This is a genomic window from Actinomadura sp. 6N118, from assembly GCF_044326415.1.
Lineage (GTDB): Bacteria > Actinomycetota > Actinomycetes > Streptosporangiales > Streptosporangiaceae > Spirillospora.
Genome location: NZ_JBIRAZ010000043.1, coordinates 1 through 23,375 on the forward strand (window position 1 = coordinate 1; position 23,375 = coordinate 23,375).

The following is a 23,375-nucleotide window of genomic DNA, read 5'->3' on the forward strand; positions in this document are numbered from 1 at the left end:
AGACGGACCCGCTCGTCCAGGCGCCCGGCAGTGAGGCCTGGTGGGACGTCCCGGTCGCGGAGGTCTCCACTCTGGAATCCACCGCACAGGCCCACTCCCGCTACGCCGAAGCCAAGAAGGCGCAGCGCCCCCTGCTCTGACACCGTCGCGAGAGGGGAACCGGGTTCTTCCGGGTCAACGGACCGACCCGGAGGAACCCGTGACCTCCAGGCAGACCTTGGGCCACGTCTACAGATGCCGTACAATCGACCGAAGAATAGGCTGCGGCTCTTGTGAATACCCATGTCAGGCAAGGTGCGCCGTCAGGGACTTGAACCCCGAACCCGCGGATTAAGAGTCCGCTGCTTGCATGCCGGATCGGTATTTTCTGTGCCCGTCTAATATCGGCCTAGCCGACTACCAGGTTCAGTTGCGAGGCCGTTCACGATTCGGCCGACGCCCCGGCTTTACACAGGCTTCCGGACAGCGGAGAGCCAACGCTGCACCGCTTAGGGCGAGGTTAGCGGTGAGGGCTACGGGCGGGTGGAGACCTTTCCGGGATGCGGTCAATTGGCCATTGAGGTCTCGATCTAGGGCGGGGTTGGCGGCGAAGGCCATTTATTCGACAATGCCACCGGCGAATAGCCTAGTAGCCCGTACGAGAAAGAACTCGTCCATTTTCGCGGGGGGCGGGTCGGAGAATGTCAATGGATGTGACGATCGCCACATCTTGGTATGGGTGGTGTGGTATAACTCGCAAAGGATATCTTCTATTGGAACGTTCCTGTGTGCGAATGCAGAGAGATGTTGATCGATTGCACTGAGCTACTATCGGGACGCTGGCGAACAAGCGCGTTAGCCGCCTGGACCTGCCGGGCGGTCGACATCTGGCCTAGCCGCGCCGGTGGGGCTCGTGCTGAATTGTGGCGGAGATGGGCATGAGGACTCGATCTGAGGGGACGCCGCCGCTGTTGAACCGGCAGCGAGAGCGCGCTGCGCTTGATGGCCTGCTGGCGGATCTGCGGTCAGGACGCGGGCGGGCGCTGGTGGTGCGCGGTGAGGCGGGCGTGGGCAAGTCGGCGTTGCTGGAGTATGTGGCCGACGCCGCGGCCGACATGCGGGTGGCCCGGGCGGTGGGTGTGGAATCGGAGATGGAGCTGGCGTTCGCCGGGCTGCATCTGCTGTGCGTGCCGCTGCTGGACCGGCTGGAAGGCCTGCCGGGTCCGCAGCGCGACGCCATGGGGGTCGCGTTCGGGCTGCGGGAGGGAGGCGTGCCAGACCAGTTCATGGTCGCACTGGCGGTGCTGAGCCTCCTGTCGGAGGTGGCGGAGGGGCGGCCGCTGCTGTGCCTGATCGATGACGCGCAATGGCTGGACCGGGCGTCGGCGCAGGCACTGGCGTTCGCGGCGCGGCGGCTGCTGGCCGAGCCGGTTGGGCTGGTCTTCGCCGCGCGCGAGCCGGGCGACCTGTTCCGGGGGCTTGCGGACTTGGAGGTGCGTGGCCTTCCGGATGAGGAAGCCCGCACGCTGCTGCGGTCGGTGGTCCGGTTTCGGCTCGATGAGCCGGTCCAAGATCGCATCCTTGCCGAGACGAACGGCAACCCCCTGGCGCTGCTGGAGTTGCCGCGCGGGCTAGGCCCGGCTCAACTGGCAGGCGGGTTTGGGCTGGTCGGGGCACAGGCGGTCCCGGCGCGGATCGAGCACGGCTTCCGCCGCCGGCTGGAGGGCCTCCCCGCCGACACGCGGTCGCTGATGCTGATCGCGGCGGCCGAGCCGGCCGGCGACCCGGTGCTGGTCTGGCGGGCGGCTGAGCGACTGGGGATCCCCGTTTCCGCCGCGGAGCCCGTGCAGAACGACGGCTTGCTGGAGATCGGGACCCGGGTGCGGTTCCGGCATCCACTGGTGCGGTCCGCGGTGTACACGGCGGCGACGTTGCCGGAGCGGCGTGCCGCGCACCGGGCACTGGGCGAGGTGACCGATCGCGATCATGACCTGGATCGGCGCGCGTGGCATCTGGCAGCAGCGGTGCTGGGGCCCGATGAGGGGGTGGCCGCGGAGCTGGAGCGCTCGGCAGGCCGGGCGCAGGCCCGCGGCGGCATGGCGGCGTCGGCGGCGTTCTTGCAGCGCGCGGCCGAGCTGACGAGCGAGCCCGCACCGCGGTCCGAGCGCGCCCTCGCGGCCGCTCAGGCGAATCTCCAGGCCGGTGCGTTCGATGCGGCGGCGAAGCTGCTCGCCATGGCGACGGCGGGGCCGCTGAATGAACTCCAGCAGGCTCGGGTCGCCCTGCTGCGCGGGCAGATGGCGTTCGCCTCAGACGTGGGCGGCGACGCTCCGGCACTGCTGGCGAAGGCGGCCAAGAAGCTTGAGCCGCTGGATGCCGCGCTCGCGCGCGAGACATACCTGGAGGCGTGGTACGCCGCAATGTTCGCAGGGGAGTTCGCGGGAGCCGACGATCTCCACGAGATCTCCCGGGCCGCGCAGTCAGCACCGCCGCCCGCAGAGCCCCGCCCATCCGATCTGCTGCTGGACGGAGTGGCCGCCCTGATCACCGAGGGCCGCGCCCAGGCGGCATCCCGATTGAGCCGATCCCTGCGGGCCTTCGCCGAAGAGAAGATCAGCTTGGCGGAGGACCAGCGATGGAGCCCGATGGCCGCGGTCATCGCGGCCCTGGTGTGGGACGAGGACAGCTGGCGGTCGATCACGGCCCGCGGCCTCCACGGCGCCCGCGAGGCGGGCCTGCTCAACCAGCTGGTGATCTGGGTGAACGCGTACACCTCCCTCACGGTCTGGCGCGGCGATTTCACCGAGGCGGCTTCGCTGGTCGCGGAGGGGGAGGCGATCGCGGCGGCGACGGGGACCCGGCTCGCGTCCTACGGGGCCGTGTTCCTCGCCGCATTCCGGGGGGCGGAGGCCGAGGCCGACCAGCTGCTCGAGGGCATGATCGCGGAGGCCCGGGCCGCGCGACAGGGCACGGGCGTCCAATATTCGCGGTGGGTGTCCGCCATTCTGTACAACGGGCTCGGCCATTACAAGAAAGCGCTTGCCGCGGCGCAGGCCGCCGAGCGGCAGCCCGAGATGCACATCTCCGTTTGGGCGCTGCCCGAGCTGATCGAGGCCGCTGACAGGACAGGGGAGTCCCGGCTGGCGGTGGAGGCGCTCGACCGGCTCGCGGAGTCGACCGGCATCAGCCAGGGCGATTGGGCGCAGGGAATCTACACGCGTTGCCGGGCGCTGGTCAGCGACGGGGAGGACGCCGAACGCTGGTATCTCGAGGCGATCGACCGGCTGAGCCGCACCGGCCTTCGGACCGAACTCGCCCGCGCGCACCTGCTCTACGGCGAATGGCTGCGCCGCGAGGGCCGGCGGGCCGACGCGCGGGCGCGGCTGCGCACCGCAGACGACATGTTCACCGCGATCGGCATGGAGGCGTTCGCCGAGCGGACCCGCCGCGAGCTGCTCGCCACCGGCGAGACCGTCCGTAAGCGCGCCGCCGCCACGCGCGATCAGCTCACCCCCCAGGAAGCCCAGATCGCGCGGCTGGCCCGGGGCGGCCTGTCGAATCCGGAGATCGCCGCCCAACTGTTCCTCAGCCCGCGAACCGTCGAGTACCACCTGGGCAAGGTCTTCACCAAGCTTGAGATCACCTCCCGTCACCAGCTCCGGCGTGCGCTGCCCGACGGCGCCGTGACGGGCTGATGGCATGATCGGGCGTCCGCACTCGCCCGTTCAGGGACGGTGGCGCAGTCCCGGCCTGCTGTGCTCGTTCCGCAGGGGCGGGGCGTCCATCGCGCAGTGAAAGCCCGGCTCCGGTGCGGGTTCGTGCGGGTTGCGGATGGTGGCCGCCGCCAGGAGCCCGGCGAGGACGCACAGGGACGCGGCGAGGAGCGCGGCGGTGTGGAAACCGGCGGAGAACTCGGCCGCGTGCAGGTAGGCGCTTCCGGTGATTCCGGCGAGGGCCGGGAAGACGGCGACGGCGATGAGCGAGGCGGCGCGGGCCACGTCGTTGTTGACGGCCGAGGCCATGCCGGCGTGCTCGGCGGGGACGGCGGCCAGGACGGTGGAGGTCAGCGGCGCGATGTTGATCGCCAGGCCGAGTCCGAAGACGGTCACGGCCGGTAGGACCTCGGTGAGGTAGTTCCCCGAGGGGCCGATGCGGACGAAAAGGCCGAAGCCAGCGCCGATGACGATCGGGCCCAGGCTCATCTGGAGCCGGGGGCCGATGCGCGCGGCGAGCGCGCCGGACCGGGCCGACAGGGCGAAGGTGATCGCGGTGACCGGCAGCAGCGAGATGCCCGCTTCCAGGGCGGTGTAGCCGGACACCTGCTGCAGCTGGATGGGCAGCAGGAACAGGGCGCCGCCCAGCGCGCCGTACACGATGAAGGTGACGATATTGGCCACGCTGAACTGCCGGGAGCGGAAGAGGCCGAGCGGCAGCATCGGATGGCGGATCCGGTGCTCCAGCAGCACGAACGCGCCGATCAGGAGCGACCCGGCGATGATCGCCGGGATCCCGGATGCACCTCTGATCAGCCCGTAGGTGAGGCCGACGAGGCCGAGGGTGACCAGGACGCCGCCGGCGATGTCGATCCGGCCGGTCGCGTCCGGGTCGCGGGATTCGGGGACGTGCCGCACGGCCAGCGCGATGGCCAGCGCCGCCACCGGAAGGTTGAGCAGGAAGATGAGCCGCCAGCTCCCGGCCTGGACCAGCCAGCCGCCGACGAACGGGCCGGCCGCCGCGGCGACGCCGCTCAGCCCGGACCACGCGCCGATCGCCCGGGAACGGTCGTCGGGATGGAACGAGGCCTCCAGGATCGCGAGGCTGCCGGGAGTGAGCAGCGCCGCGCCGACGCCCTGCAGGGCGCGCGCGGCGATGAGGGTGCCCGGCGTCGGCGCGATCGCGCAGAGCGTGGAGGCGAGCGCGAACCACACGACCCCGGCGAGGAAGACGCGGCGGCGGCCGTAGTGGTCGCCGAGTGCACCGGCGACCAGGAGCAACCCGGCGAGGGTGAGGGTGTATGCGGTGACGATCCACTGCAAGCTCGCCAGGCCGGTACCGAAGTCGCGGCCGATGGCGGGCAGCGCGATGCCCACCACGGTCGCGTCGAGCGAGGCGATCGCCGACCCGAGAACGGTCGCGGCGATCACCCACCGCCCCTGGGCGGTCGAGTACCGGAGGTTCATGTCGCCGCACCTCCACGAGTTTCTGAGCCGACCCGTGCTGGGCCGGGCGCACGACAGATACGACCGGACAGCCCGCACATCTGTGACAGGTCCGTCGCGTGCACACCGCGCCGTCCGCCATGACGAGTCTCGCCGGAGCTGTCACAGGGCGAAGGGCTGTCCTGTCATACCTGGTGACCAGGGGTGATCTATGCCCCGGCGGGCAGGGAGGCTCTGTTATGAAGATCGTGGTCATCGGCGGCACCGGCCTGATCGGGTCCAAGCTCGTCTCGAAGCTCGGCGGGCGCGGCCACGAGGCGGTCGCGGCGTCACCGACCACCGGCGTCGACACCGTGACCGGCAAGGGGCTCGCCGAAGCCCTGACCGGCGCGTCCGTGGTGATCGACGTGTCGACCGCCGCGTTCTTGGAGGACGCGGCGGTCGTGGAGTTCTTCGAGACCTCCACCCGCAACCTGCTGGCCGCGGAGGCGGCGGCCGGTGTCGGCCACCATGTCGCACTGTCGCTGGTGGGAACCGCGCGCCGCCCCGATATCGGCTACTTCAGGGCGAAGATCGCTCAGGAGAAACTGATCGAGAACGGGTCGATTCCGTACTCGATCGTGAATGCGACGCAGTTCTTCGAGTCCGTTCGGCGGATCGCAGACGCGGCCACCGAGGGCGTCACGATACGAATGGCGCCCGTGCTCTTTCAGCCCATTGCCGGCGACGACGTCGCCCGGGTGGTCGGCGAGGTCTCGGTGGGCTCGCCCTTGAACGGCGGAGTCGAGATCGCCGGGCCGGAGCGCTTCCGGATGGACCGGTTCTTCCGGGACGCCCTGGCCGCCTGGGAGGATCTGCGTGAGGTGGTCACCGACCCGCACGCACCGTCGCCCTACTTCGGCAGCGAGCTGAGCGAGCGGACCCTGGTGCCGGACGACGGCGCGGTCCTCGGCGAGCTCAGGTACGGCGACTGGGCGGGCCGGATCGCGCCCGGTGGGTAGGACCACCGGCGACCAGGACCAGGAAGCGGCGTGCGGTGGGAAGCACGCGCCAGGCGAAAGGGCCGCTGATGGTGAGCGAAGTCCCAAGGCAGCACGTGATCCAGTTACTCCACGAGGCGGGGCTGCCGGAGGTGGCCGAAGAGGCCGAGCAGATCCTGCCCGACCCCGTCGAGTACGACCGCGCAGAGAGCTTTCTCGCGCAGTACGGCGTCACCAAGGACGAGCTGATCAGCTGGCGGGGAGGCAGTCCCTGACCGGTGACCGGCCCGCCGTCGGGCGGGCCGGCTGCCGCGGAAGTCCTGCGTTGCCAGGTCCGTGGCGCGGGGCCGCGCCGGGCGCGGGGGTGCCTCGTGGGTGGCGGCCGCGACCTCGGGGATGCCGTCCCAGCCGGGCCGCCTTGACCTCGCCGCCGTCAGCCCCCACCGGCCTTCCTCCGCGCTGTCGCGGGGCCGGTGCATCCGGCGCGCGCCGAGCAAGCGCAGCCGCCTCCGTACACGGGCCGCATCACGTGCGGCGTCCGACTCCTCGTACAGTTCGAGAGATCCGGAATACTGGTCTTCATTCTGGCTGGGTAACCCGTCGGTGTCGTCGTTCGGCCAATTCCTCTGAGCTGACCAGAGTGAGAACCGGGGTGCCAGGAGGCGCGAACATGGTCACCACCAGCTGCGACTGCGCGTCCGGAAGGTTGTTGGCGCCCTGGATGTGGATCACGTCGCCCCCGGGCTCGAACAGGGAGTCACCGGCCTTGAGTATCCGGGGAGGCTGCCCCTCCAGCTCGAAGAGGATCTCGCCTTGGGTCACGTAGCCGAAGAGCGGCCCGGGGTGCCGGTGCGGCGGCGCGCCGGGGTCACCGGGCGGCAGGGTGACCCGGATGGTCCTGGCCTCGGCGCCGGCCGGGATCGAGGCCGCCGCCTCGGGCAGGGTCGTGATCACTTCAACGCCTGGGGGCAGGTGTGGGTGTTCAGCGCTCATGGTTTCCTCCAGATAGGGACTGTCGACAGTAAGGACAAGACGGCCTCGCCGTTTGTGACAGCCCGATGCGGCGGGCCAGCCCAGGGCCGCGTCCAGGGCGCGTTCGGTGGATCCGAGAAGGGGGCAGCGGCGGGCCCTGGGGGTCCGGTGGCCCTGAGCAGGGCCACCGGACCCGTGCGGCCGAGCGGTTCTCACCCGAGCTCACAAGGCCGGGTCATGGCCGCGTTCCGTAGTGGAGTGGTGCGCCTCGGGACGTTTAGTGGACGGGGAGGCGCTGGAGTGCTTCGTCGAAGGCGCCGGAGCGTGCCTTGGCTGGGATCTTGGCTTCGTTGAGGAGCCGTGCGATCCGTTCGGCGTCGAGACTCGTCGGAAGGACTGCGTTGCGTTCCTGGGCCTCGATGGTCCGTTGGTCGGCATGTTGCTCTGCCCGCCGCCGGATTCGCTCATTGTCCGCGGCGATCACGGCGTCTTCCAGGCGGCGCAGGACCGTCGGGCCCTCGCCCCACAGATCGATCGGCTCGTCCGCGGTGGCCTCCGCAAGGTCGCGCAGGCGGCTGGACGATGTCAGATCCGACAGACGCGATGAGAGTTCGGTGTGCTGTTCCGTGGCGCGGGTGTGGGCGTTCACGAGCTCACCGCGAGCCTCGGCCAGCTCACTCTCACGTCGCATGATCTTGGCGCGGCGCTCCCGCCGACGACCGGCATTCTCCTGCAGCGACTCAAGCTTTTCCCCGAGCTCGTCGTGTCGCTGCGACAGCGCGGTCCGGTGTCCGGCCAGGTCGATGTTCTCGGACGGCAGATGCCCCTTGGCGACACCGGTGCTGATTCGCTCCGCCATGATCTGGAGCTCGTGGCGAGCGACCGCCGCCTCCGAGGCCGCCTCCTCCATCTCTGCTCTCGCCTCGTCCGCGAAGGAGTCGTGTTCCTCGGCGACAGCTGTCGCGTCCTCTTTCTCGCCCGAAGCTTGGGCAGCGTCGGATTCGGCCTGTTCTGCTAGCCGAGTGAGTCGGCGTCCCAGAATGACTGCGTAGCGGTCACGTTCGGCTCGTAGCGGTGCGATTTCCTCTTCCTCAGCCGCCGCCTCAAGCTCGGCCTGGTCGAGCTCGCCCCGAAGACCGGACAGAGCGGCCAGCCGACCGGCCAGTTCCCAGGCTCTGGAGAGCTGCTGGGCACGCTCGGCGTGATCATCGGCCTCACGCCGCTCGTCCTCGGCTTCGCCGACTCGCAGGCGCGCGGCCTGGCGACGGTAGAGGTAGGCGAGATCGCTGGCGCCAGACCTATCGGTGTTGGCGCGGCTGAGCTCCTGCCTCGCCACCTCTCGCTCCTCCGCCAGGCTCGCCACCGTCGCAGTGGCCTCCGCAATGGCACCGGTGAACGAGGAGGCTAGCCGGGCGGCTTCGGCGTCGCGTGCTTCCAGCGCGGAACGGGCGTCCTCCAGCCGCTCGTGGTGCGCAGCGACGCGATCGAGATCCTCGGCGGCGGCGACACAGAAATCACGCTCGGTGAGTTTCTTCGGCTTGGCCGTCAACAGCGTTGTCACGCTCTCCAGCCGTTGGGCGACGCTGTTGACGCTGTCCGGTTGTGTGGTGAGGTCCAGCAGGAAGTCGATGAACTCCTTGGCCGAGGCGAACCTGAAGAGGTCTTCCACTCCGCCTTCGACATGGTTCATCTGCTTCTGGGTCCGGAAGATCTCCGGGTCGAGATGGCGATCGTTGAGAACCATGGCCCACAGGTACTGCTTGTCCGTCACGGCCAGGGACGCTCGCCGGTCATGGGGCTTGGCGAGCTCGCGGAGCGCGTCGAGGTAGCTGTTGAGGCGGCGCGTGCGGCCGTCGCCGGTGGTGAACGGCAGCGTGTCGAGTTCGATCACGCCAGGAACGACATGGCAGGCGTAGAAGGCGCTGTTGAGGCGCTCGCGGGACTGCGCCGCCTGGGCGGGTCGGCGAAGGTCGGACCACTCGTGGACGGCGCCGGTGATGAGGACGTCCTCAGCCTCTCCCAAAAGGTTGTGGGATGCTTCGCGTGGCTGCCACACGGCGATGACGTGGGACGTGTCGCCCGAGTCGATGTAGTCGGTCAGGCTGCGCTTGACCGACCTCCCCATGAAGTCGTTGGCGGCGGGCAACAGCATGGAGTACAGCAGCGACAGGATGCTCGACTTGCCCTCGCCGTTGCGCAGCCAGACGACCGAGTCATGCGGGACCATGGCTTCGTTGGTCGGGGCTGTCAGATCAAGCGTGAGATCGCTCGGCCGATTTGCGTGCGGAGCCGAAGGCGTTGCGAGCGAGCTGGCGCTCAAGGATCAGCTCGGTCGCCACCTGCTCGTCCTCGACGTCGAACTCGAGTCCGCCGACTAGCGCGTTGATGGCGTCCGGGGTGGCACGCAGCACGTTCTCATCGCGCGCGGCGTCATCGTGCTCGATGAGCAGCGAGAACGGCACCTGGCGCCGCCGGTGACCACCTGCTTCAGTGGCGTAGTCGCTGGTTACGTACCGGAAAGGGCCCTCACGGCCGGCCCGGTTGAGCAGCGCGTCGACGACGAAGGCCCCGACCTCCTGGTGCTCCGCCCTGGGGTGCTCCGGTGTCGCCCGATAGGCAAGCTCGCCGAGTGCGGTGATGACATCGCCTCGGGTGGCCTCAAGGTCGAGCCCCTGCCGGGCCACGACCATGTCGATGGCGGCCAAGGCCAACGTGACGACGTCGTAGGTATCGGCAGGCCACTCCCTGTGCCGCGCGGCCCTGACCAGCTCGATGATCGGCGCAAAGCGGAGAAAAGCGGCAACTCGTGCAGGAAAGGAAGGCTCGTAAACGCTGAGCTCCTCCAGTTCTGCTCCGAACGGCTCATCGTTGAGCGGTCTCGCTGAGGGTTCGTCCTCCGGGTCACCCGCTTCGCTGAACAGGGGTTCCATGGACCCGCCTTTCGCCTGGTGGCGTAGTGAGGGGAATCGTAAGTGGCGCCTCTGACAATTCATGTGGAGCGGAGAAAAGGATCTCTACAGGGACGGGCTGATGTCGTTCAAACCAAGACGGTGCTGCGACGGGCCCTGGTGAGGGCCACGTAAAGCTTCCGATGGTTCTCCTCGGCCGAGCTGAGTCCGTCTCTTAGTAGGTCCGTCTCTGCCTCTGTGAGACGAACACCCACCTCGTTCCACTCGCGGCCCTTGGCTTGGTGGATGGTCAAGCAGGGGATGAAACGGGCCTCCTCCTGGAGAAGGCGAGACCGGATCCCTTCAAGCTTTCGAATATGCGTTTGATGCTTGCGCTTGAAAGGCCGATTGGTTTCGCTACCGACCACGCGGCGCAGTTCGAGGTACGTCGGCTCGACGGCATCAGGCTTGCGGAGCAGTTCAAGAACCGCGCTCACGGGCTCGGCGGCCGCTCCGTGCGCACCGAGAACCTCACCTCCGGAAGGCTCCTATGCGCCATCGACGCCGAGGAGGGCGGCACGCCGGAATTCATCGACTCTCACGGACACAAGGAGATCTCGGCGATGCCACCGTGCTCCGGCCGGCCGTGGGGCGAGATCGAGCGAGGCGACCTCCTGCAGATCACGAGCAGGTACGAGCTCAAGGGCCACACGCACGACAAAGTGATGGGGATCATGGTCGGCTGGGTGGCGGAGAGGAAGGGCTCATGACGCTGGAACGGCTCGGCGCGCCGATGCTCGCCCGATTCCGCGCCGTGACGGGACTGCTGTTCCTGCTCGGGCTGTTCACCCGCGCCAACGCGACGATCGCCTCCGGCTCGATGGCCTACGCGTACTTCGTGGTCCACCAGCCAGCCGCCCTGATGCCGATCCGCAACGGCGGCGAGCTGGCGGCGATGTACTGCTGGGCGTTCCTGCTCATCGCCGTGCTGGGCCCGGGCATGTGGGCACTCGACTCGCCCGCCGCTCCGCCAGGCACACCCCGTCCACGCCCGAGAAAGGCCCGGAACCGGCCAAGTAACCCTCTCACCTGCAGGTTCACCGTTCTCGCAGAGTGTTCCGCGCCGGATATCCACAAACAAATATCAGGCGCGGGACACTCAATTCCCTTGTCCCTAATGGCCTTGATCAGGACACTGGCTCATGGGACAGGACCCTGTTGGAACGGAGACTGTCATGACACGCAAACAGGCACGCATCGGCCTGGTGATCTCCCTGCTCGCCTGGATCACCGCCTCCCAGCAGGCGGCGCAGAGGCCCATCGACTTCTATAACGACCCCGTCACCGCTTTCTTCCTTTACTTCGGACCGCTGATCGCCCTGGTCTTCCTGGTCCTGTCGTTCGTCGGCCGGAAGGACGCGCGGGCGTCGGCGATCGACGCGAACCACCGCATCCTGTCCGACGCGCTCCGCCGAGGCGACACCCCCGCCGTCGCCCACGCCGAACGCAACCTTGGTTTCCTCTACACCGAGATCGGTGCGCTGCCGGTCGCGGTGGGTCACACGGTGCGCAGCGTGGCCATGCACAACGAGTTCGGCGCGGACACCGAAGCCGACCTGGACTGGTTGAACCATCAGCGCCAGCTCATGGGTGAGCCCGCGTTTTCCGGCTGCGTCCGCCAGCATCTCGACCCCGAGGCCGCCGACGCGCTCCTCACCGTCATCGACAGCCGCCCGGACGCAGGTCGTGCTCCGCTCGCCGACGCGAACGAACCGCACTGGGCCGCCCTCGCCAGCATCGAAGACTTCGGCGAAAACCTGCGGAAAGAGACCCCGCCGCCTTCCGAAGCCGAGCATGCCGAACTGCTCGCCAAGGTGAAGCCGCTTTTGCACCCCGGCGACGACAGAGGCTCATGGTCGAACCCGGACGGCGGGTTTCTCGCCGAGGCCACCGCGCTGCTCGCTACGCGCCCACTGGACCAGGAGTGGGACCAATCGGCCACCACTGCGGCGGAGCTGTGCCGTGCGCGGAACGAGGGAGACGAGCAGGGGGCGGCAGAGTTGCGGCGGCTGGGTGAGGCCCTGGGCGAACAAGGGGGTCGCTGGTTCATGGTGCTGGTCGCGCACCGGGCCTCCGTGCTGGACCGACGCGTCCGGGTGCGCGACTTCGAATTCGCTTGGGACGGAATCTGTGGATGGGAGCATTGACCGGCGCCGCAGCTCAAGAACGCCGAGACGTTCCTCCCCACCATCCAGACCGCGAGCCCCCTCCAGCTCAGCCCCATAGACGGAGTCACCTGTCCCCTCTGCGGTATACCCCTGGCCCTGGACCCAAGCGACGGCCCGTAGCCGGCGGTGAGTTCGTCACCCGAGTCTTCCGGTGAGCCGCAGCGCCTCTGCCCACATCATGGCCGCGACCCGGCACAGGATCAGCAGTGCGGCGATGTCGTTCACGCCCCTTCGCTGTCCCCCTCGATCAGCTCGATCAGCTCTGGGGTCTGCCGGGCCGGGTACCGCAGGTTGCCGAACGAGACGATCCCCTCCGGTGGCAGGATCGGGATGTTGGCCTCCCAGCCGTTGCCGGGCACGATCGGCTCGGCCAGCAGCATCAGCCGTTCCAGGTCGGTGGCGGGCATCTTCAGCCAGGCGAACCCGTGCCAGAACGCCGCGTAGCGCGCCCGGCGCTCGGGCGGGAACAGGAATCCGCCGCCGAAGATCCCGCTGCCCAGGTCCTGGCAGGACTGGAGGGTGGCGTAGCCCTCGCGCCACAGTGCCAAGACCAGGTCGACCATGCCCGTGTCGATGCTGACCGTCGTGCCGCCGGGGGTGGTCAGCTCCTGAGTGGCGTGGACCTGCTTCCAGTCGGTGTAGTTCGTACTGCTGATGCTCACTCCAGTACTCCTCGGAACTCTGCCCAGCGGCGCACACTTGCGAGGTATGGCGGTATCCAGGGCTCCGGCCGGGCCTCGGCTCGGCGCGTCCACACCTTGGTGTGCAGCCGGGCGTAGTGGTCGATCGAACTGGCCGGGGCGTCAGCCCAGGCCGGGAACTGGTTGAGCCATGTTTCGGCGGACTGCGGCGCGTGCCCGGCCGACAGCAGCCACGGGATCATCTGCCCCAGCTCCACCCAGGCGGCGCCGCGCGCCACGAACGCCCAGTCGACGATGCACACCGACTCCTGTGGGGTGATGATGAGGTTGCTGGTGTTGAGGTCGGTGTGCAGCAGCGCCTGGCCGTCCATGGGCGATGGGTCCTCGTCCGGCAGCGCCCAGCGCATCGTGACGGGGCGTTCGACGATCTCGGGCGTCGGTGTTTTCTGTAACCGCTGCACGGTCGCCGCGATGATGTCCAGGTCCGGCGACCCGGGCGCGTAGTCGGGGTGGCGACCGGTCAGATGCTCGAAGCCGAGCACGAGCCATCCCCCGGCCTCGGTCGTCCACTGCAGCCGGGGTGCGAACTCGGTGACGAAGGGGTTCACGCGCGCCTCGGTACGAAGCGACAGCACTTCCGGGCCGTCCTTGTCGGCCAGCTTGCGGGCGGCCTTCACAAACACCTTCCGGCCGTCCTCGCCAACCACGGTCGAGGCGATGTCGGCGTGGTTGCCGACGGCTGCCGGATGAATGCAGCAGATCGGCCCGGTGTGCTCGGTGATCGCCTCCCGCACTGTCGCGGGAAGGTCGTCCCAGTCGCTCCGTGTCATATGTCCTCGCTCTAGTCGGCGGTGGTGAGGCGGCCCTGGCAGATGTCGGAGCAGCAGCTGGCGCCGCTTACCCACATCCGGTCGTCGATCGGCCATCCGTGCTCGCGCAGGATGCGCACGGTCAAGGCGATCGAGCGGCCGCTGGTGATGGAAGCGTTCGTGACCGGGATGTGGTCGATGAATCTGCCGCCGGTCAGTCTGTGGCAGGTTTCCCGATAGTCGGCGGTGAGGTCTAGGAACGCGTGCAGCGCGTCGTCGACCTCGTCCGATGGCGTGAGGTAGGTGAAGGCCTCGCCGTCGGAGAAGTAGCCGCCCGGGGTGTTCTCCGGCTTGTAGATGGCGGCCGTCGCCAAGTAGCAGAGCATCTGCTCCAAGGCGGGAGATTGTCAGGCCACCGCCGGTGCGCGAAGGACTCGCAGCACGATCTCGGCGACCTCGGCGATCTGATCGGAACGGCCCAGCGCTCGGCAGCTGTTCGTGCAGAAGTGCAGCGCGTCGTCGAAGGCGTGCCGGTGGCACCACACCAGCACCTTGCGGGAATTGCCGGGGATGCTGAACTCGTAGCCGTCGATCGACTTCAGGTCGGCGTCCTTGAACGCGACCCCGGCAGTGGCCGACAGGTTGTCGGCCAGGCAGTTCAGCGCGACCTTGGCGCTGGTCAGCACCTCTGGCGGCCTTCTGGTCTTCGTGGTGGTCACATCCCCACCGCCTTCGTCGGGGCGACGCGTCCCTTCACTGCCGTGATCGCCTCGTGCAGGTGTTGCGCGTCGGCCGGGGCGAGCGGCTCCCCGTTCCCGGTCGTGAACCACAACCGGCCTTCATCGTCGGCGCGATGTTCGCAGCGCAAGACCAGGGGTGGCGCCTCGTCGCCTGGCGTCGGCAAGCGCAGTTCGTTTCCGGTCACCTCAGGTTCGTAGCCGTGTGCGCGCAGCGCGGCACCCAGAGCGGCAGCGCGTGATTCAACGCCCTCGGGGACCCCGGGAACGCGGCCGGGCCGTACGCCCGCGCGGCGGCGTCGCGGCCGGACGAGACGTACGCCCGCGTGAACGCCCTCAACCTCGCCGACGGCGCGCGGATGCGGCTCAAGCAAGGCCACATCGACCGGGCGTGCCAGGAGTGGGGACGCTCCCTGGAGCTCATGGCCGGAGTGCGCTCCACCCGGACACGCAAGGCCATCACCGAGATGCGCCAGGAGCTGGCCGCATTCCGCGACAGGGGCGTGAAGGCCGCCGCCGACCTCGACGGCCGCGCCGCAGCCATGCTCGCCGGCCAGTGACATGCTCCTCCGAGTCATGGTCGGACACCGCTAGGGCTCGCGTCCAGGCCAGCACCATGACCAGGGCGTGGTCCGAGACTTCCTCGTCAGGTGGGGTTGGAAATGCGAGGTCTCTGGCGGCCCGCTTGGGACGGCGACCCCGACAACTCCGCCCCCAAGGCCCGGATGCCTGTCTTGGCCGGTTTCACCTTCCACGAGGGCTGCCATACCCACCGCACCTGGCTGGCCGACGACCATTCTGCGCGCCGACGGCTACCGTTCGCGCCATAGGTGAACGGGCAGCAGGTCGATCCTCGTGACGGTCGCCTCGGTCTATCGAGGCTGCTGACCGCTCAGTCTCGGCCCGGACAGCAGCGCGGCGGCCTCGGTGGCGGCGTCCATGACGACGGGGACGAGCGCGTCGTTGACCTCGACGCCGAGTTGGACCACGCCCAGGCTCGCCGTCGCCCAGTCCGACACCCGGATGGGCGCGGCGATGCCCACCGCGCCGGGCTGAAGTGCGCCCACGCTGACGGCGTAACCGCGGCGGCGCGCCACCCGGACGTCCTCGGCGTCGTCCTCGCTTTCCGGCCGGCCGGCGAGGATCGCCACCCCGTCCGCGCCGACGGTGAGGGGATGGCGCGCGCCTTCCCGCATCGCGATGTGGAAGGTGGCGTGCGGGGGGTCGGCGGTCAGCAGGAGGAGGGCCTGATCTCCGTCGGCGACGCTCAACAGCGCGGTGCTGTCGGTCTTCTCGCTCAGCCTGCGCAGGATGGGCTGGACCGTGGCCTGGAGCCGCGGTTGGAGATGTCCGGCCAGTTCGGCGATGCCGAACCCGAGGACGTACCGCGCACCCTCGTGGGTGACCAGATCGTGGGCCTCCAGGGTGCGGAGCAGGCGGTAGACGACCGGCCGGGCGGTGCTGAGCCGCTCGGCGAGATCGGCTGCCGTCAGGCCGTCCTCGCTCTTGGCGAGCAGGGTGAGCACGGTCAGGCCGCGATCCAGTGTCTGGGATGTCTCTCCGCCGGATGCCGCCGCCACCGCTGTTCCGCCTTCCCTTTACTGCCACACATGGTGGCACACCACCGGGCGGGGTGCCGTCCGCGGCGATGCGCCCGAGAAGTTTTGCCTGCGTACGGCCTTGACGAGCGATCGCGGCCGAGATTAGAGTCCCGGCTGTACGCATAACGGTCAAGATGAACGGTAATCGTACATGACGACGCGAGCTGAAGCTGAGCAGCTGGTTCTCAAGGTCCCCACGGAGCCGTACTACGCCGGGCGATGGCAGGCCGGCCGGGACGTGAACACGTTCGACGTGGTCGATCCCGTGACCGAGCGGCGGCTCGCGACGGTGGCGGAGACCGGCGCCGCAGGGGTCGACGAGGCCGTCTCGTTCGCGCGATCGGCCCTGGACGACGGCGAATGGGCGAGGACGGACGGCGCGGCCAGGGGCCGGTTGCTCGATCGCGTGGCGGACCTGCTCGAGGCCCGCGGCGAGGAGTTCGCCGCGATCGAGTCGCTCGACGTCGGCAAGCCGGGCTTCGAGCCGCGCGTCATCGACATTCCCCAGGCGGTCCGGACGTTCCGTCATTTCGCGGGGTGGGCGGACAAGGTGGCGGGACGCACTGTCCCGACGCCCGGTCACATGGGCAGGCCGACGCTCAGCTACACGGTGCGCGAGCCGGTAGGGGTGGTGGCCGCGATCACGCCGTGGAACTCGCCGACGATGATCGCGGCCTGGAAGGTCGCGCCAGCTCTGGCTGCGGGCTGCGCGGTGATCCTCAAGCCCGCGGAGGACGCGCCGCTCACGTCGCTGCTGCTGGCGTCACTGATCGAGGAGGCCGGACTCCCTGCGGGGGCGTTCAGCGTGCTCCCGGGCCGTGGGGAGGTGACCGGGCGGCTCCTCGCCGGCCATCCCGGCGTGGACAAGATCTCATTCACCGGAAGCCCCGAGACCGGGCACACGGTGGCCGTCGCCGCCGCGAAGGGATTCCGCCGCACCACCCTTGAGCTGGGTGGCAAGAGCCCGCAGATCGTTTTTGCGGACGCCGACCTCGACGCCGCGGCCGAGGGGGTGGCGATCGGCGTCTTCGCCAACCAGGGGGAGGTGTGCGCCGCCGGCAGCCGCATCCTGGTTGCCCGCGCCGTCTACGACGACGTCGTGGAACGCCTGGTTGCGCGAGCGCGGGACGTGAAGCTCGGCGACCCGTTCGACGAGGGCGTCACGATGGGGGCGCTCATCAGCGCGCGCCAGCGCGAGCGCGTGTGCCGGTACATCGACGCGGGCGTCGCGGAAGGCGCGCGGCTGATCGCCGGTGGCGGGCGGCCGCGGCGCGCGGGCTACTTCGTCGAGCCGACCCTGTTCGCCGGCGCGGCGAACACGATGACCATCGCCCGCGAGGAGATCTTCGGCCCGGTCGGAACGATCATCGTGTTCGACTCCGACGAGGAGGCGGTCGCGCTCGCCAACGACAGCGACTACGCGCTGGCCGCCACGTTGTGGACCTCCGACCTCGGCCGCGCCCACACGGTGGCGCGCCGGGTCAGGGCGGGTGCCGTCGCGGTGAACGGCTGGTCCCCGCTCGACCCGGCCCTGCCCTGGGGAGGGTCCAGGCTCAGCGGCCACGGCCGGGAACTGGGCTGGTCCGGCATCGAGGCCAACACGGAGGAGAAGACGGTGACCGTCGTTCTCTGACCCCACAGTTCCGGACGAGTCCACAGATCTGTGTGCTCTTCCTCCACTCCGCAGAAAGGTCTGTCATGTCCCCACGTGTACTGGTCGCCTACTACAGCGCCACGGGTTCGGTGCATCGGCTCGCCGAGGCCGTGGCCGAAGGCGCCGGATCGGCCGGGGCTGAGGTCCGGCTCCGCCGGGTCGCCGAGCACGCACCGGCCGAGGCGATCGCGTCGAATCCCGCCTGGACCGAGCATCGGCGCGAGACCGACTCCGCCATCGGCGTGGCGACGCTCGACGACCTCGAATGGGCCGATGGGTATGCCTTCGGAACGCCGACCCGCTACGGCGCGCCGGCGGCCCAGCTGAAGCAGTTCATCGACTCCGCCAGCAGCCTGTGGCACGAGGGCAAGCTGGCCGACAAGCCCGTCACCGCGTTCGTGTCCTCGGCGGAGCGGCACGGCGGCCAGGAGTCGACGATCCTCTCCCTCAACAACGTCTTCTACCACTGGGGATCGGTCATCGTCCCGCTCGGATACACCGACGACGTGGTGTACGCCGCGGGCGGTAACCCGTACGGGACGTCGTGGCCCGCCGGCTTCCCCTCCACCATGCCGGACGAGGTGACGCTGAGCTGCGCCCGGTACCAAGGCGAGCGGCTGGCGAAGTTCGCGGCGCTTCTCGCATCGGCGAGGGTGGCGATGTCAGGAGCGGCGGCGGACGGTCCAGGTGGGCAGTCATGAAGCCACCCCCGGAGAACACCGAACTCGCGCAGGGGAAGCTCTCCCTGGTCGGCGTGCTCACCCAGTCGATCGGGTTCATGGGCCCCGTCTTCTCGGTCTCGGCCCTCCTGCCGCTGGTCGTCGGACTGTCGGCGACCGGGCGCGGCGCCGGCGTGGCGACTCCCGTCGCGATTCTGATCGCCGGCATCGGCATCGGCGGCGTGGCATGGATCATCGCCCAGTACGCCAAGCGCATTCACCTGTGCGGTTCGCTCTACGACTACGTCAGCCGCAGCGCTGGTTCCCGGCTCGGTCTCCTCGCCGGGTGGCTCTACTACGGCGCGATGCTGGTCCTCGCGGCCGCGACCTTCCTCCTGCTCGGCGGGCTCACGCAGGAGTTCCTGCAGAACGCCCTGTCGGTCAGTGTGCCGTGGTGGCCGCTGGCGCTCGGATACACGGCGCTCGTCACGGCTCTGATCGTCATCGGCGTCCAGATTTCGATCCGCGCTCAGCTCGCCCTCGCGCTGATCTCGATGGCAGTGGTGCTCGTCTTCTCGCTGGTCATCATCGCGCGCGGAGGACACGGCGGTAACAGCCTGTCCGCGGAGCCCTTCAACCCGTTCTCCGTGGGAGGGCTGGGCCTGCTGTACGGCGTGCTCTACGGGATCAACATGTTCATCGGCTTCGAGTCGGCCGCCAACCTCGCCGAGGAGACCGCCGACCCCAAGCGGCACGTCCCCCGGGCGGTGCTGCTCTCCCTCACGATCGTCGGCGTCTACTTCCTGGTGACCGCCTACGCCCAGGCCGTCGGGTTCGGCCTCGACGCGGCCGCGTGGAAGAACAGCGCCTTCCCGCTGCAGAGCCTGTCTTCGGGGGACGAATTCGGCTCGGCCGGGTTCGGCCACTTCATGGCGGTCATCATCATCCTGGACGTGCTCGCGGTCACGATCGGCGTGGGCGTCGCCGTGAGCCGCGGGATGCTCGCGATGGCCCGCGACGGGAGGCTTCCGAGAGGGCTCGCCGTCACCCACCGCCGGTATCGCACGCCGGCTCGCTGCGTAGCGGTACTGGGCGTCTCTTCGGCCATGGCGATCGTCGCCGTCCGGGTGGGCGATGGAGTTCTCGCCCGGGCGACCGGCGAGCCGGGCGTCCTGCAGCCGCAGTGGGCTCCGATGTTCGGCTGGATGGCAGGTTTCGGCGGAGCGGGCCTGGCGCTGATGTACCTCGTCGTGAGCGCGGCGGGCGTCAAGGGCCTGTGGGACCAGGTCAGCCGCGCCAAGCTGCTGATCGCCGCGACCGTCGGGGTGGCCGTGGCGGCGGGTGCGTTGTTCGGTGCCTTCTACAAGGCGCCGAGCCCTCTCGACACCGTCCCGTGGGCCCTGCTCGCGTGGATCGCGCTCGGGCTGATCTGGTCCTACGTGGCGCTGCGCCGGCCGGCCGAAGTCGCGCCAAGCCCCGCCACGACAGGATTGGAGATCGGGCAATGACGGCGCACCCCTACGACCCGTTGACCGCCGAGGAGGTCGAACGGGCGGTGCACACCGTGCGCACCAGCCGTCCGGACCTCCGCTCGCTGAAGTTTCCGCTGGTACGGCTGGCTCCTCCCAGCAAGGAGGCGGTACGGCGGCACACCCCGGCGCAGCCCATCGCACGTTCGGCGTTCATGGTCGTCTACGACCGCGACGCGGGCGCCACGTTCGAAGCGCGCGTGGATCTCGCGGCCGGCGCCGTGGCGTCGTGGAGGCCCGTCCCGGGTGTGCAACCGGCGATCATGATCGAGGAGATCCTCGCCCTCGAAGAGATCGTGAAGAACGACCCTGCGGCCGTCGCCGCCCTCGCCCGGCACGGCGTCGACGACCTGTCCCTGCTGCAGCTGGACCCGTGGTCGACCGGCACCCTGCCGATCGAGGGCGTGGACGCCCGCCGGCGCGTCGTCCGCGTGAGCGCGTACGTCCGGCGGTTCAAGGAGGACAACGGATACGCGCGTCCCGTCGGCAACCTCGTCTTCGTGGTCGACTGCGACGCCCGCACCGTCGCCGCGATCAACGAGGGCGATCCCGTTCCGCTGCCGCCCGAGAGCGGCAACTATGACGCCGGCAGCGTCGGCACGCTGCGCGACGGCCTTCGCCCATTGGAGATCACCCAGCCCGACGGCCCCTCGTTCTCGCTCTCCGGCAACGTGATCGAGTGGCAGCGCTGGCGGCTCCACGCGCACATCGATCCGGTGGAGGGCCTGGTCATCAGCGACGTGTCGTACGAGGACGGCGGACGGCGCCGGGCGATCCTGCACCGGGCGAGCATCGGCGAGATGGTCGTGCCGTACGGCGACACCAGCGACGACTTCTACTTCCGGAACGTGTTCGACGCGGGCGAGTACAACCTGGGCAAGACGGTCGGGTCGCTCAGCCTCGGCTGCGACTGCCTCGGCGAGATCCGTTACCTCGACGCGGTGCTCGCCGACGAGTCCGGCGGCGCGCACACCGTGCACAACGCGATCTGCCTGCACGAGGAGGATTACGGGATCCTCTGGAAGCATTGGGACTTCCGCTATGTCGAGCACGCGGAGGTCCGGCGCTCCCGGCGGCTGGTCGTCTCGGCCATCCACACGATCGGGAACTACGAATACGGCTTCTTCTGGTACTTCTACCTCGACGGGACGATCCAGTTCGAAGCGAAGCTGACCGGAATCGTCCAGACACGCGCCATCGCTCCGGGGGAGACACCCGCATACGGCACCCTCGTCGCACCTCAGCTGGACGCGCCCAACCACCAGCACCTGTTCAACATGCGGCTGGACATGGAGGTCGACGGCCCGCGGAACTCGGTGTACGAGGTCGACGCCGTCGGGCTTCCGATCGGTCCGGACAATCCGCACGGCAACGCGATCGTCGCGCGCAGCACAGCGATCGAAAACGAGCGGGACGGGCGGCGCATGTGCGAGCCGCGCGCCGCCCGCACGTGGAAGATCGTCAATCCCGGTGTGCACAATCGTTTCGGCCAGCCGGTCGGGTACAAGCTGGTGCCCTTCGTCGGCCCGACGCTGCTCGCCGCTCCGGAGAGCGACCTGGCCCGCCGTGCGGAATTCGCCCGCGCGCACCTGTGGGTGACCCGCTACAGCCCGGGCGAACTGCACCCGGCGGGCGACTATCCCAACCAGCATCCGGGCGACGGGATCGGGAACTGGGTCAAGCAGGAACGAGATCTCGTCGACACCGACGTCGTGCTCTGGCACACGTTCGGCACCTCCCATCTCCCGCGCCCCGAAGACTGGCCGATCATGCCGTGCGAGTACGTCGGTTTCGCCCTCAAACCGGCGGGATTCTTCGACCGCAATCCCTCGCTGGACGTTCCGCCGCCGGCTGGCCATGGCGCCGCGCACTGTCACACGGAGCCGACCGATGGGTGACCGTTCACACGCGAGGTCGTCCCCGCAGGCGGTGAACGACCGCCGCGCGGGACGCGAGGGGCTCACGGGAGCCGAAGCCCTCCTGGAGACGGCTGCCGGTCGCGGCGTGTCGGTGTGCTTCGCCAACCCCGGGACCACTGAGATGCCGCTCGTCACCGCCCTCGACCGGAAGCCGGGGCTGCGGGCGGTCCTGGGACTGCACGAGAACGTCTGCACCGGTGCAGCCGACGGTTACGCCCGGATCGCACGGCGAGCCGCGCTGACTCTGCTGCACCTCGGGCCGGGACTGGCGAACGGCCTGGCGAACCTGCACAACGCGCGCCGGGCGCACAGCCCGATCGTCAACGTCGTCGGCGATCACGCCAGCTGGCACCTGCCCTTCGACGCACCCCTGACGTCCGACATCGCCGCGCTCGCCGGGACGGTGGGAACGCATCATGAGATCCGTGACCGCGCCGCGATCGTTGCGACGACCCGGCGGGCGGTCGACGACGCACATGAACGCGGAGGCGTGTCGACGCTCGTCGTACCCGCCGACTTCCAGCAACAGGTCGCGCAGGAGCCGCCCCGCGATGAACGGCCGCGTCCCGCCCCTGCACGGGGCATCGACATCGACGCGATCGAGCAGGCCGCCCGCCGGGTGCGCGACGCCGGGTCCCGTGCGGTCCTCCTCATCGGTGGCGACGGCCTGAGCTGTACGGGCCAGCGAGCCGCCGCCCGGATCGCCGCCGCCACCGGAGCGGTTCTCTACAGCGAGACGTTCCCCGCACGCGCCGAGCGGGGCGGCGGGCTCCCCCCGATCGATCGCCTGCCGTACTTTCCGGAGGCGGCGGTGCGGGCGCTCGGACACGCGACCGCGGTGGTCCTCGCGGGTGCTCGCGAACCGATCGCCTACTTCGGGTACGAAGGGACGCCCAGTCGCCTTGCCCCGCAGGGTTCGGTCCAACCGCTGGCGAACGTCGGCGAGGACGTCGAGCGGGCGCTGGTCATGCTGGCCGAGCTCGTCGGGGGAAAGGACCCGCAACGGTATGCCGGACCGCCCACAGCCGGACTGCCCACAGCCGGACTGCCCACAGCGGAGCCGGAGCCCGATGCCGTGCTCACTGGGCAGACGGTCGGTGCCGCCCTGGCACGCTGGCTGCCCGAGAACGCCATCGTCTCCATCGAGGGCGGAACCTGCGGCTATCCCTTCCACACGGCGTCGGCGAACGCGGTTCCGCACACGGTTTTGACCAATACCGGCGGTGCGATCGGCCAGGGACTGCCCACCGCGCTCGGCGCGGCCATCGCGGCACCCGAGCGTCCCGTCATCGCCCTGCAGTCCGATGGCAGCGGCCTGTACACCGCGCAGGCGCTGTGGACCATGGCGCGCGAGTCGGTCGACGTCGTCGTGCTCATCGCCGCGAACCACGCATACAACGTCCTGCGGACCGAACTCGCCCGCCATGGAAGCGCAGAGCCGGGCCCTCAGGCGACTCGGCTGACAAGCCTGGGCGAACCCGCGATCGACTGGGCGGCGCTGGCACGAGGTTTCGGAGTTCCGGCGAGTACCGCCGCGACCGTCGGCGAACTGCGCGGAGCGTTCACGACCGCGCTCCAGGCGCGCGGCCCGCACCTAGTCCAGATGATGATGTGAGGGAT

22 protein-coding genes are annotated in these 23,375 nt (G+C 69.4%); 11 read left to right on the forward strand and 11 right to left on the reverse strand.

The annotated features are described in order from the left end of the window. Window positions 1–917: 917 nt before the first annotated feature. Window positions 918–3,674, forward strand: coding sequence for a helix-turn-helix transcriptional regulator (locus tag ACH34W_RS52955; RefSeq protein ID WP_395968898.1), 2,757 nt, complete (start codon window positions 918–920; stop codon window positions 3,672–3,674). 30 nt (window positions 3,675–3,704) lie between these two features. On the opposite strand, the gene ACH34W_RS52960 is transcribed toward ACH34W_RS52955, so the two are convergent. Further along, on the reverse strand, window positions 3,705–5,159 hold the full coding sequence (locus ACH34W_RS52960; protein ID WP_395968899.1) for an MFS transporter: 1,455 nt from the start codon (window positions 5,157–5,159) through the stop codon (window positions 3,705–3,707). Between the two features lie 218 nt (window positions 5,160–5,377). On the opposite strand from ACH34W_RS52960, the gene ACH34W_RS52965 reads away from it, so the two are divergent. Together ACH34W_RS52965 and ACH34W_RS52970 are read left to right on the forward strand one after the other, a co-directional pair. Further along, window positions 5,378–6,139 (forward strand): SDR family oxidoreductase, encoded by a 762-nt coding sequence (locus tag ACH34W_RS52965; protein WP_395968900.1) that lies wholly within the window; start codon window positions 5,378–5,380, stop codon window positions 6,137–6,139. Window positions 6,140–6,234: 95 nt separating this feature from the next. Continuing rightward, window positions 6,235–6,393 (forward strand): hypothetical protein, encoded by a 159-nt coding sequence (locus ACH34W_RS52970; RefSeq protein ID WP_395968901.1) that lies wholly within the window; start codon window positions 6,235–6,237, stop codon window positions 6,391–6,393. Window positions 6,394–6,697: 304 nt separating this feature from the next. Here the strand turns inward: ACH34W_RS52970 and ACH34W_RS52975 are convergent, their stop codons facing one another. The 4 genes from ACH34W_RS52975 to ACH34W_RS52990 all read right to left on the reverse strand — a co-directional run bounded on the left by ACH34W_RS52975 (window position 6,698) and on the right by ACH34W_RS52990 (window position 10,475). Continuing rightward, a complete protein-coding gene (locus tag ACH34W_RS52975) occupies window positions 6,698–7,111 on the reverse strand; it encodes a cupin domain-containing protein (protein ID WP_395968902.1) in 414 nt (137 codons plus the stop codon). Between the two features lie 256 nt (window positions 7,112–7,367). Beyond that, window positions 7,368–9,317, reverse strand: a complete 1,950-nt coding sequence (locus tag ACH34W_RS52980; RefSeq protein ID WP_395968903.1) for a hypothetical protein — start codon at window positions 9,315–9,317, stop codon at window positions 7,368–7,370. Window positions 9,318–9,342: 25 nt separating this feature from the next. After that, entirely contained in the window at window positions 9,343–10,020 is a 678-nt protein-coding gene (locus ACH34W_RS52985) for a hypothetical protein (RefSeq protein WP_395968904.1), read from the reverse strand. Window positions 10,021–10,127: 107 nt separating this feature from the next. After that, window positions 10,128–10,475, reverse strand: coding sequence for a 3'-5' exonuclease (locus tag ACH34W_RS52990; RefSeq protein WP_395968905.1), 348 nt, complete (start codon window positions 10,473–10,475; stop codon window positions 10,128–10,130). Here ACH34W_RS52990 and ACH34W_RS52995 point away from each other — a divergent pair. Then, a complete protein-coding gene (locus ACH34W_RS52995; RefSeq protein ID WP_395968947.1) occupies window positions 10,365–10,748 on the forward strand; it encodes a hypothetical protein in 384 nt (127 codons plus the stop codon). The two genes, ACH34W_RS52990 and ACH34W_RS52995, sit on opposite strands and share 111 nt — an antisense overlap. Window positions 10,749–11,213: 465 nt before the next feature. Continuing rightward, the gene (locus ACH34W_RS53000) at window positions 11,214–12,185 is read left to right on the forward strand and encodes a hypothetical protein (protein ID WP_395968906.1); all 972 of its coding nucleotides are present in this window, start codon (window positions 11,214–11,216) and stop codon (window positions 12,183–12,185) included. Between the two features lie 242 nt (window positions 12,186–12,427). On the opposite strand, the gene ACH34W_RS53005 is transcribed toward ACH34W_RS53000, so the two are convergent. From ACH34W_RS53005 to ACH34W_RS53025, 5 genes are read right to left on the reverse strand one after another with little or no spacing between them, the layout of a single operon-like run. Further along, the gene (locus tag ACH34W_RS53005) at window positions 12,428–12,868 is read right to left on the reverse strand and encodes a hypothetical protein (protein WP_395968907.1); all 441 of its coding nucleotides are present in this window, start codon (window positions 12,866–12,868) and stop codon (window positions 12,428–12,430) included. Further along, window positions 12,865–13,677: a hypothetical protein gene (locus tag ACH34W_RS53010; RefSeq protein WP_395968908.1), complete on the reverse strand. Its 813-nt coding sequence runs from the start codon at window positions 13,675–13,677 to the stop codon at window positions 12,865–12,867. The genes ACH34W_RS53005 and ACH34W_RS53010 overlap by 4 nt, the downstream gene beginning before the upstream one ends. Before the next feature lie 11 nt (window positions 13,678–13,688). Further along, window positions 13,689–14,051 carry a hypothetical protein gene (locus tag ACH34W_RS53015; RefSeq protein WP_395968909.1) on the reverse strand — a complete coding sequence of 121 codons (363 nt, stop codon included), beginning with the start codon at window positions 14,049–14,051 and terminating at the stop codon, window positions 13,689–13,691. A 12-nt stretch (window positions 14,052–14,063) separates the two neighbouring features. After that, a complete protein-coding gene (locus ACH34W_RS53020) occupies window positions 14,064–14,375 on the reverse strand; it encodes a hypothetical protein (protein ID WP_395968910.1) in 312 nt (103 codons plus the stop codon). Then, entirely contained in the window at window positions 14,372–14,581 is a 210-nt protein-coding gene (locus tag ACH34W_RS53025; RefSeq protein ID WP_395968911.1) for a hypothetical protein, read from the reverse strand. Before ACH34W_RS53025 ends, ACH34W_RS53020 begins: the two co-directional genes overlap by 4 nt. A gap of 138 nt (window positions 14,582–14,719) precedes the next feature. On the opposite strand from ACH34W_RS53025, the gene ACH34W_RS53030 reads away from it, so the two are divergent. Beyond that, window positions 14,720–14,953 (forward strand): hypothetical protein, encoded by a 234-nt coding sequence (locus ACH34W_RS53030; RefSeq protein WP_395968912.1) that lies wholly within the window; start codon window positions 14,720–14,722, stop codon window positions 14,951–14,953. A 312-nt stretch (window positions 14,954–15,265) separates the two neighbouring features. Here ACH34W_RS53030 and ACH34W_RS53035 read toward each other — a convergent pair whose 3' ends face one another. Further along, the gene (locus ACH34W_RS53035; protein ID WP_395968913.1) at window positions 15,266–15,973 is read right to left on the reverse strand and encodes an IclR family transcriptional regulator; all 708 of its coding nucleotides are present in this window, start codon (window positions 15,971–15,973) and stop codon (window positions 15,266–15,268) included. Between the two features lie 172 nt (window positions 15,974–16,145). Between ACH34W_RS53035 and ACH34W_RS53040 the strand changes: the two genes are divergently transcribed. The 5 genes from ACH34W_RS53040 to ACH34W_RS53060 all read left to right on the forward strand — a co-directional run bounded on the left by ACH34W_RS53040 (window position 16,146) and on the right by ACH34W_RS53060 (window position 23,370). Beyond that, window positions 16,146–17,627, forward strand: a complete 1,482-nt coding sequence (locus ACH34W_RS53040; RefSeq protein ID WP_395968914.1) for an aldehyde dehydrogenase family protein — start codon at window positions 16,146–16,148, stop codon at window positions 17,625–17,627. Window positions 17,628–17,692: 65 nt separating this feature from the next. Next, a complete protein-coding gene (wrbA, locus tag ACH34W_RS53045) occupies window positions 17,693–18,349 on the forward strand; it encodes an NAD(P)H:quinone oxidoreductase (protein WP_395968915.1) in 657 nt (218 codons plus the stop codon). Then, complete coding sequence (locus tag ACH34W_RS53050) at window positions 18,346–19,815, forward strand: APC family permease (protein WP_395968916.1); 1,470 nt, start codon at window positions 18,346–18,348, stop codon at window positions 19,813–19,815. The genes wrbA and ACH34W_RS53050 overlap by 4 nt, the downstream gene beginning before the upstream one ends. Continuing rightward, window positions 19,812–21,734 (forward strand): primary-amine oxidase, encoded by a 1,923-nt coding sequence (locus tag ACH34W_RS53055; RefSeq protein ID WP_395968917.1) that lies wholly within the window; start codon window positions 19,812–19,814, stop codon window positions 21,732–21,734. The genes ACH34W_RS53050 and ACH34W_RS53055 overlap by 4 nt, the downstream gene beginning before the upstream one ends. Next, the gene (locus ACH34W_RS53060) at window positions 21,727–23,370 is read left to right on the forward strand and encodes an acetolactate synthase large subunit (RefSeq protein WP_395968918.1); all 1,644 of its coding nucleotides are present in this window, start codon (window positions 21,727–21,729) and stop codon (window positions 23,368–23,370) included. Before ACH34W_RS53055 ends, ACH34W_RS53060 begins: the two co-directional genes overlap by 8 nt. Window positions 23,371–23,375: the final 5 nt, after the last annotated feature.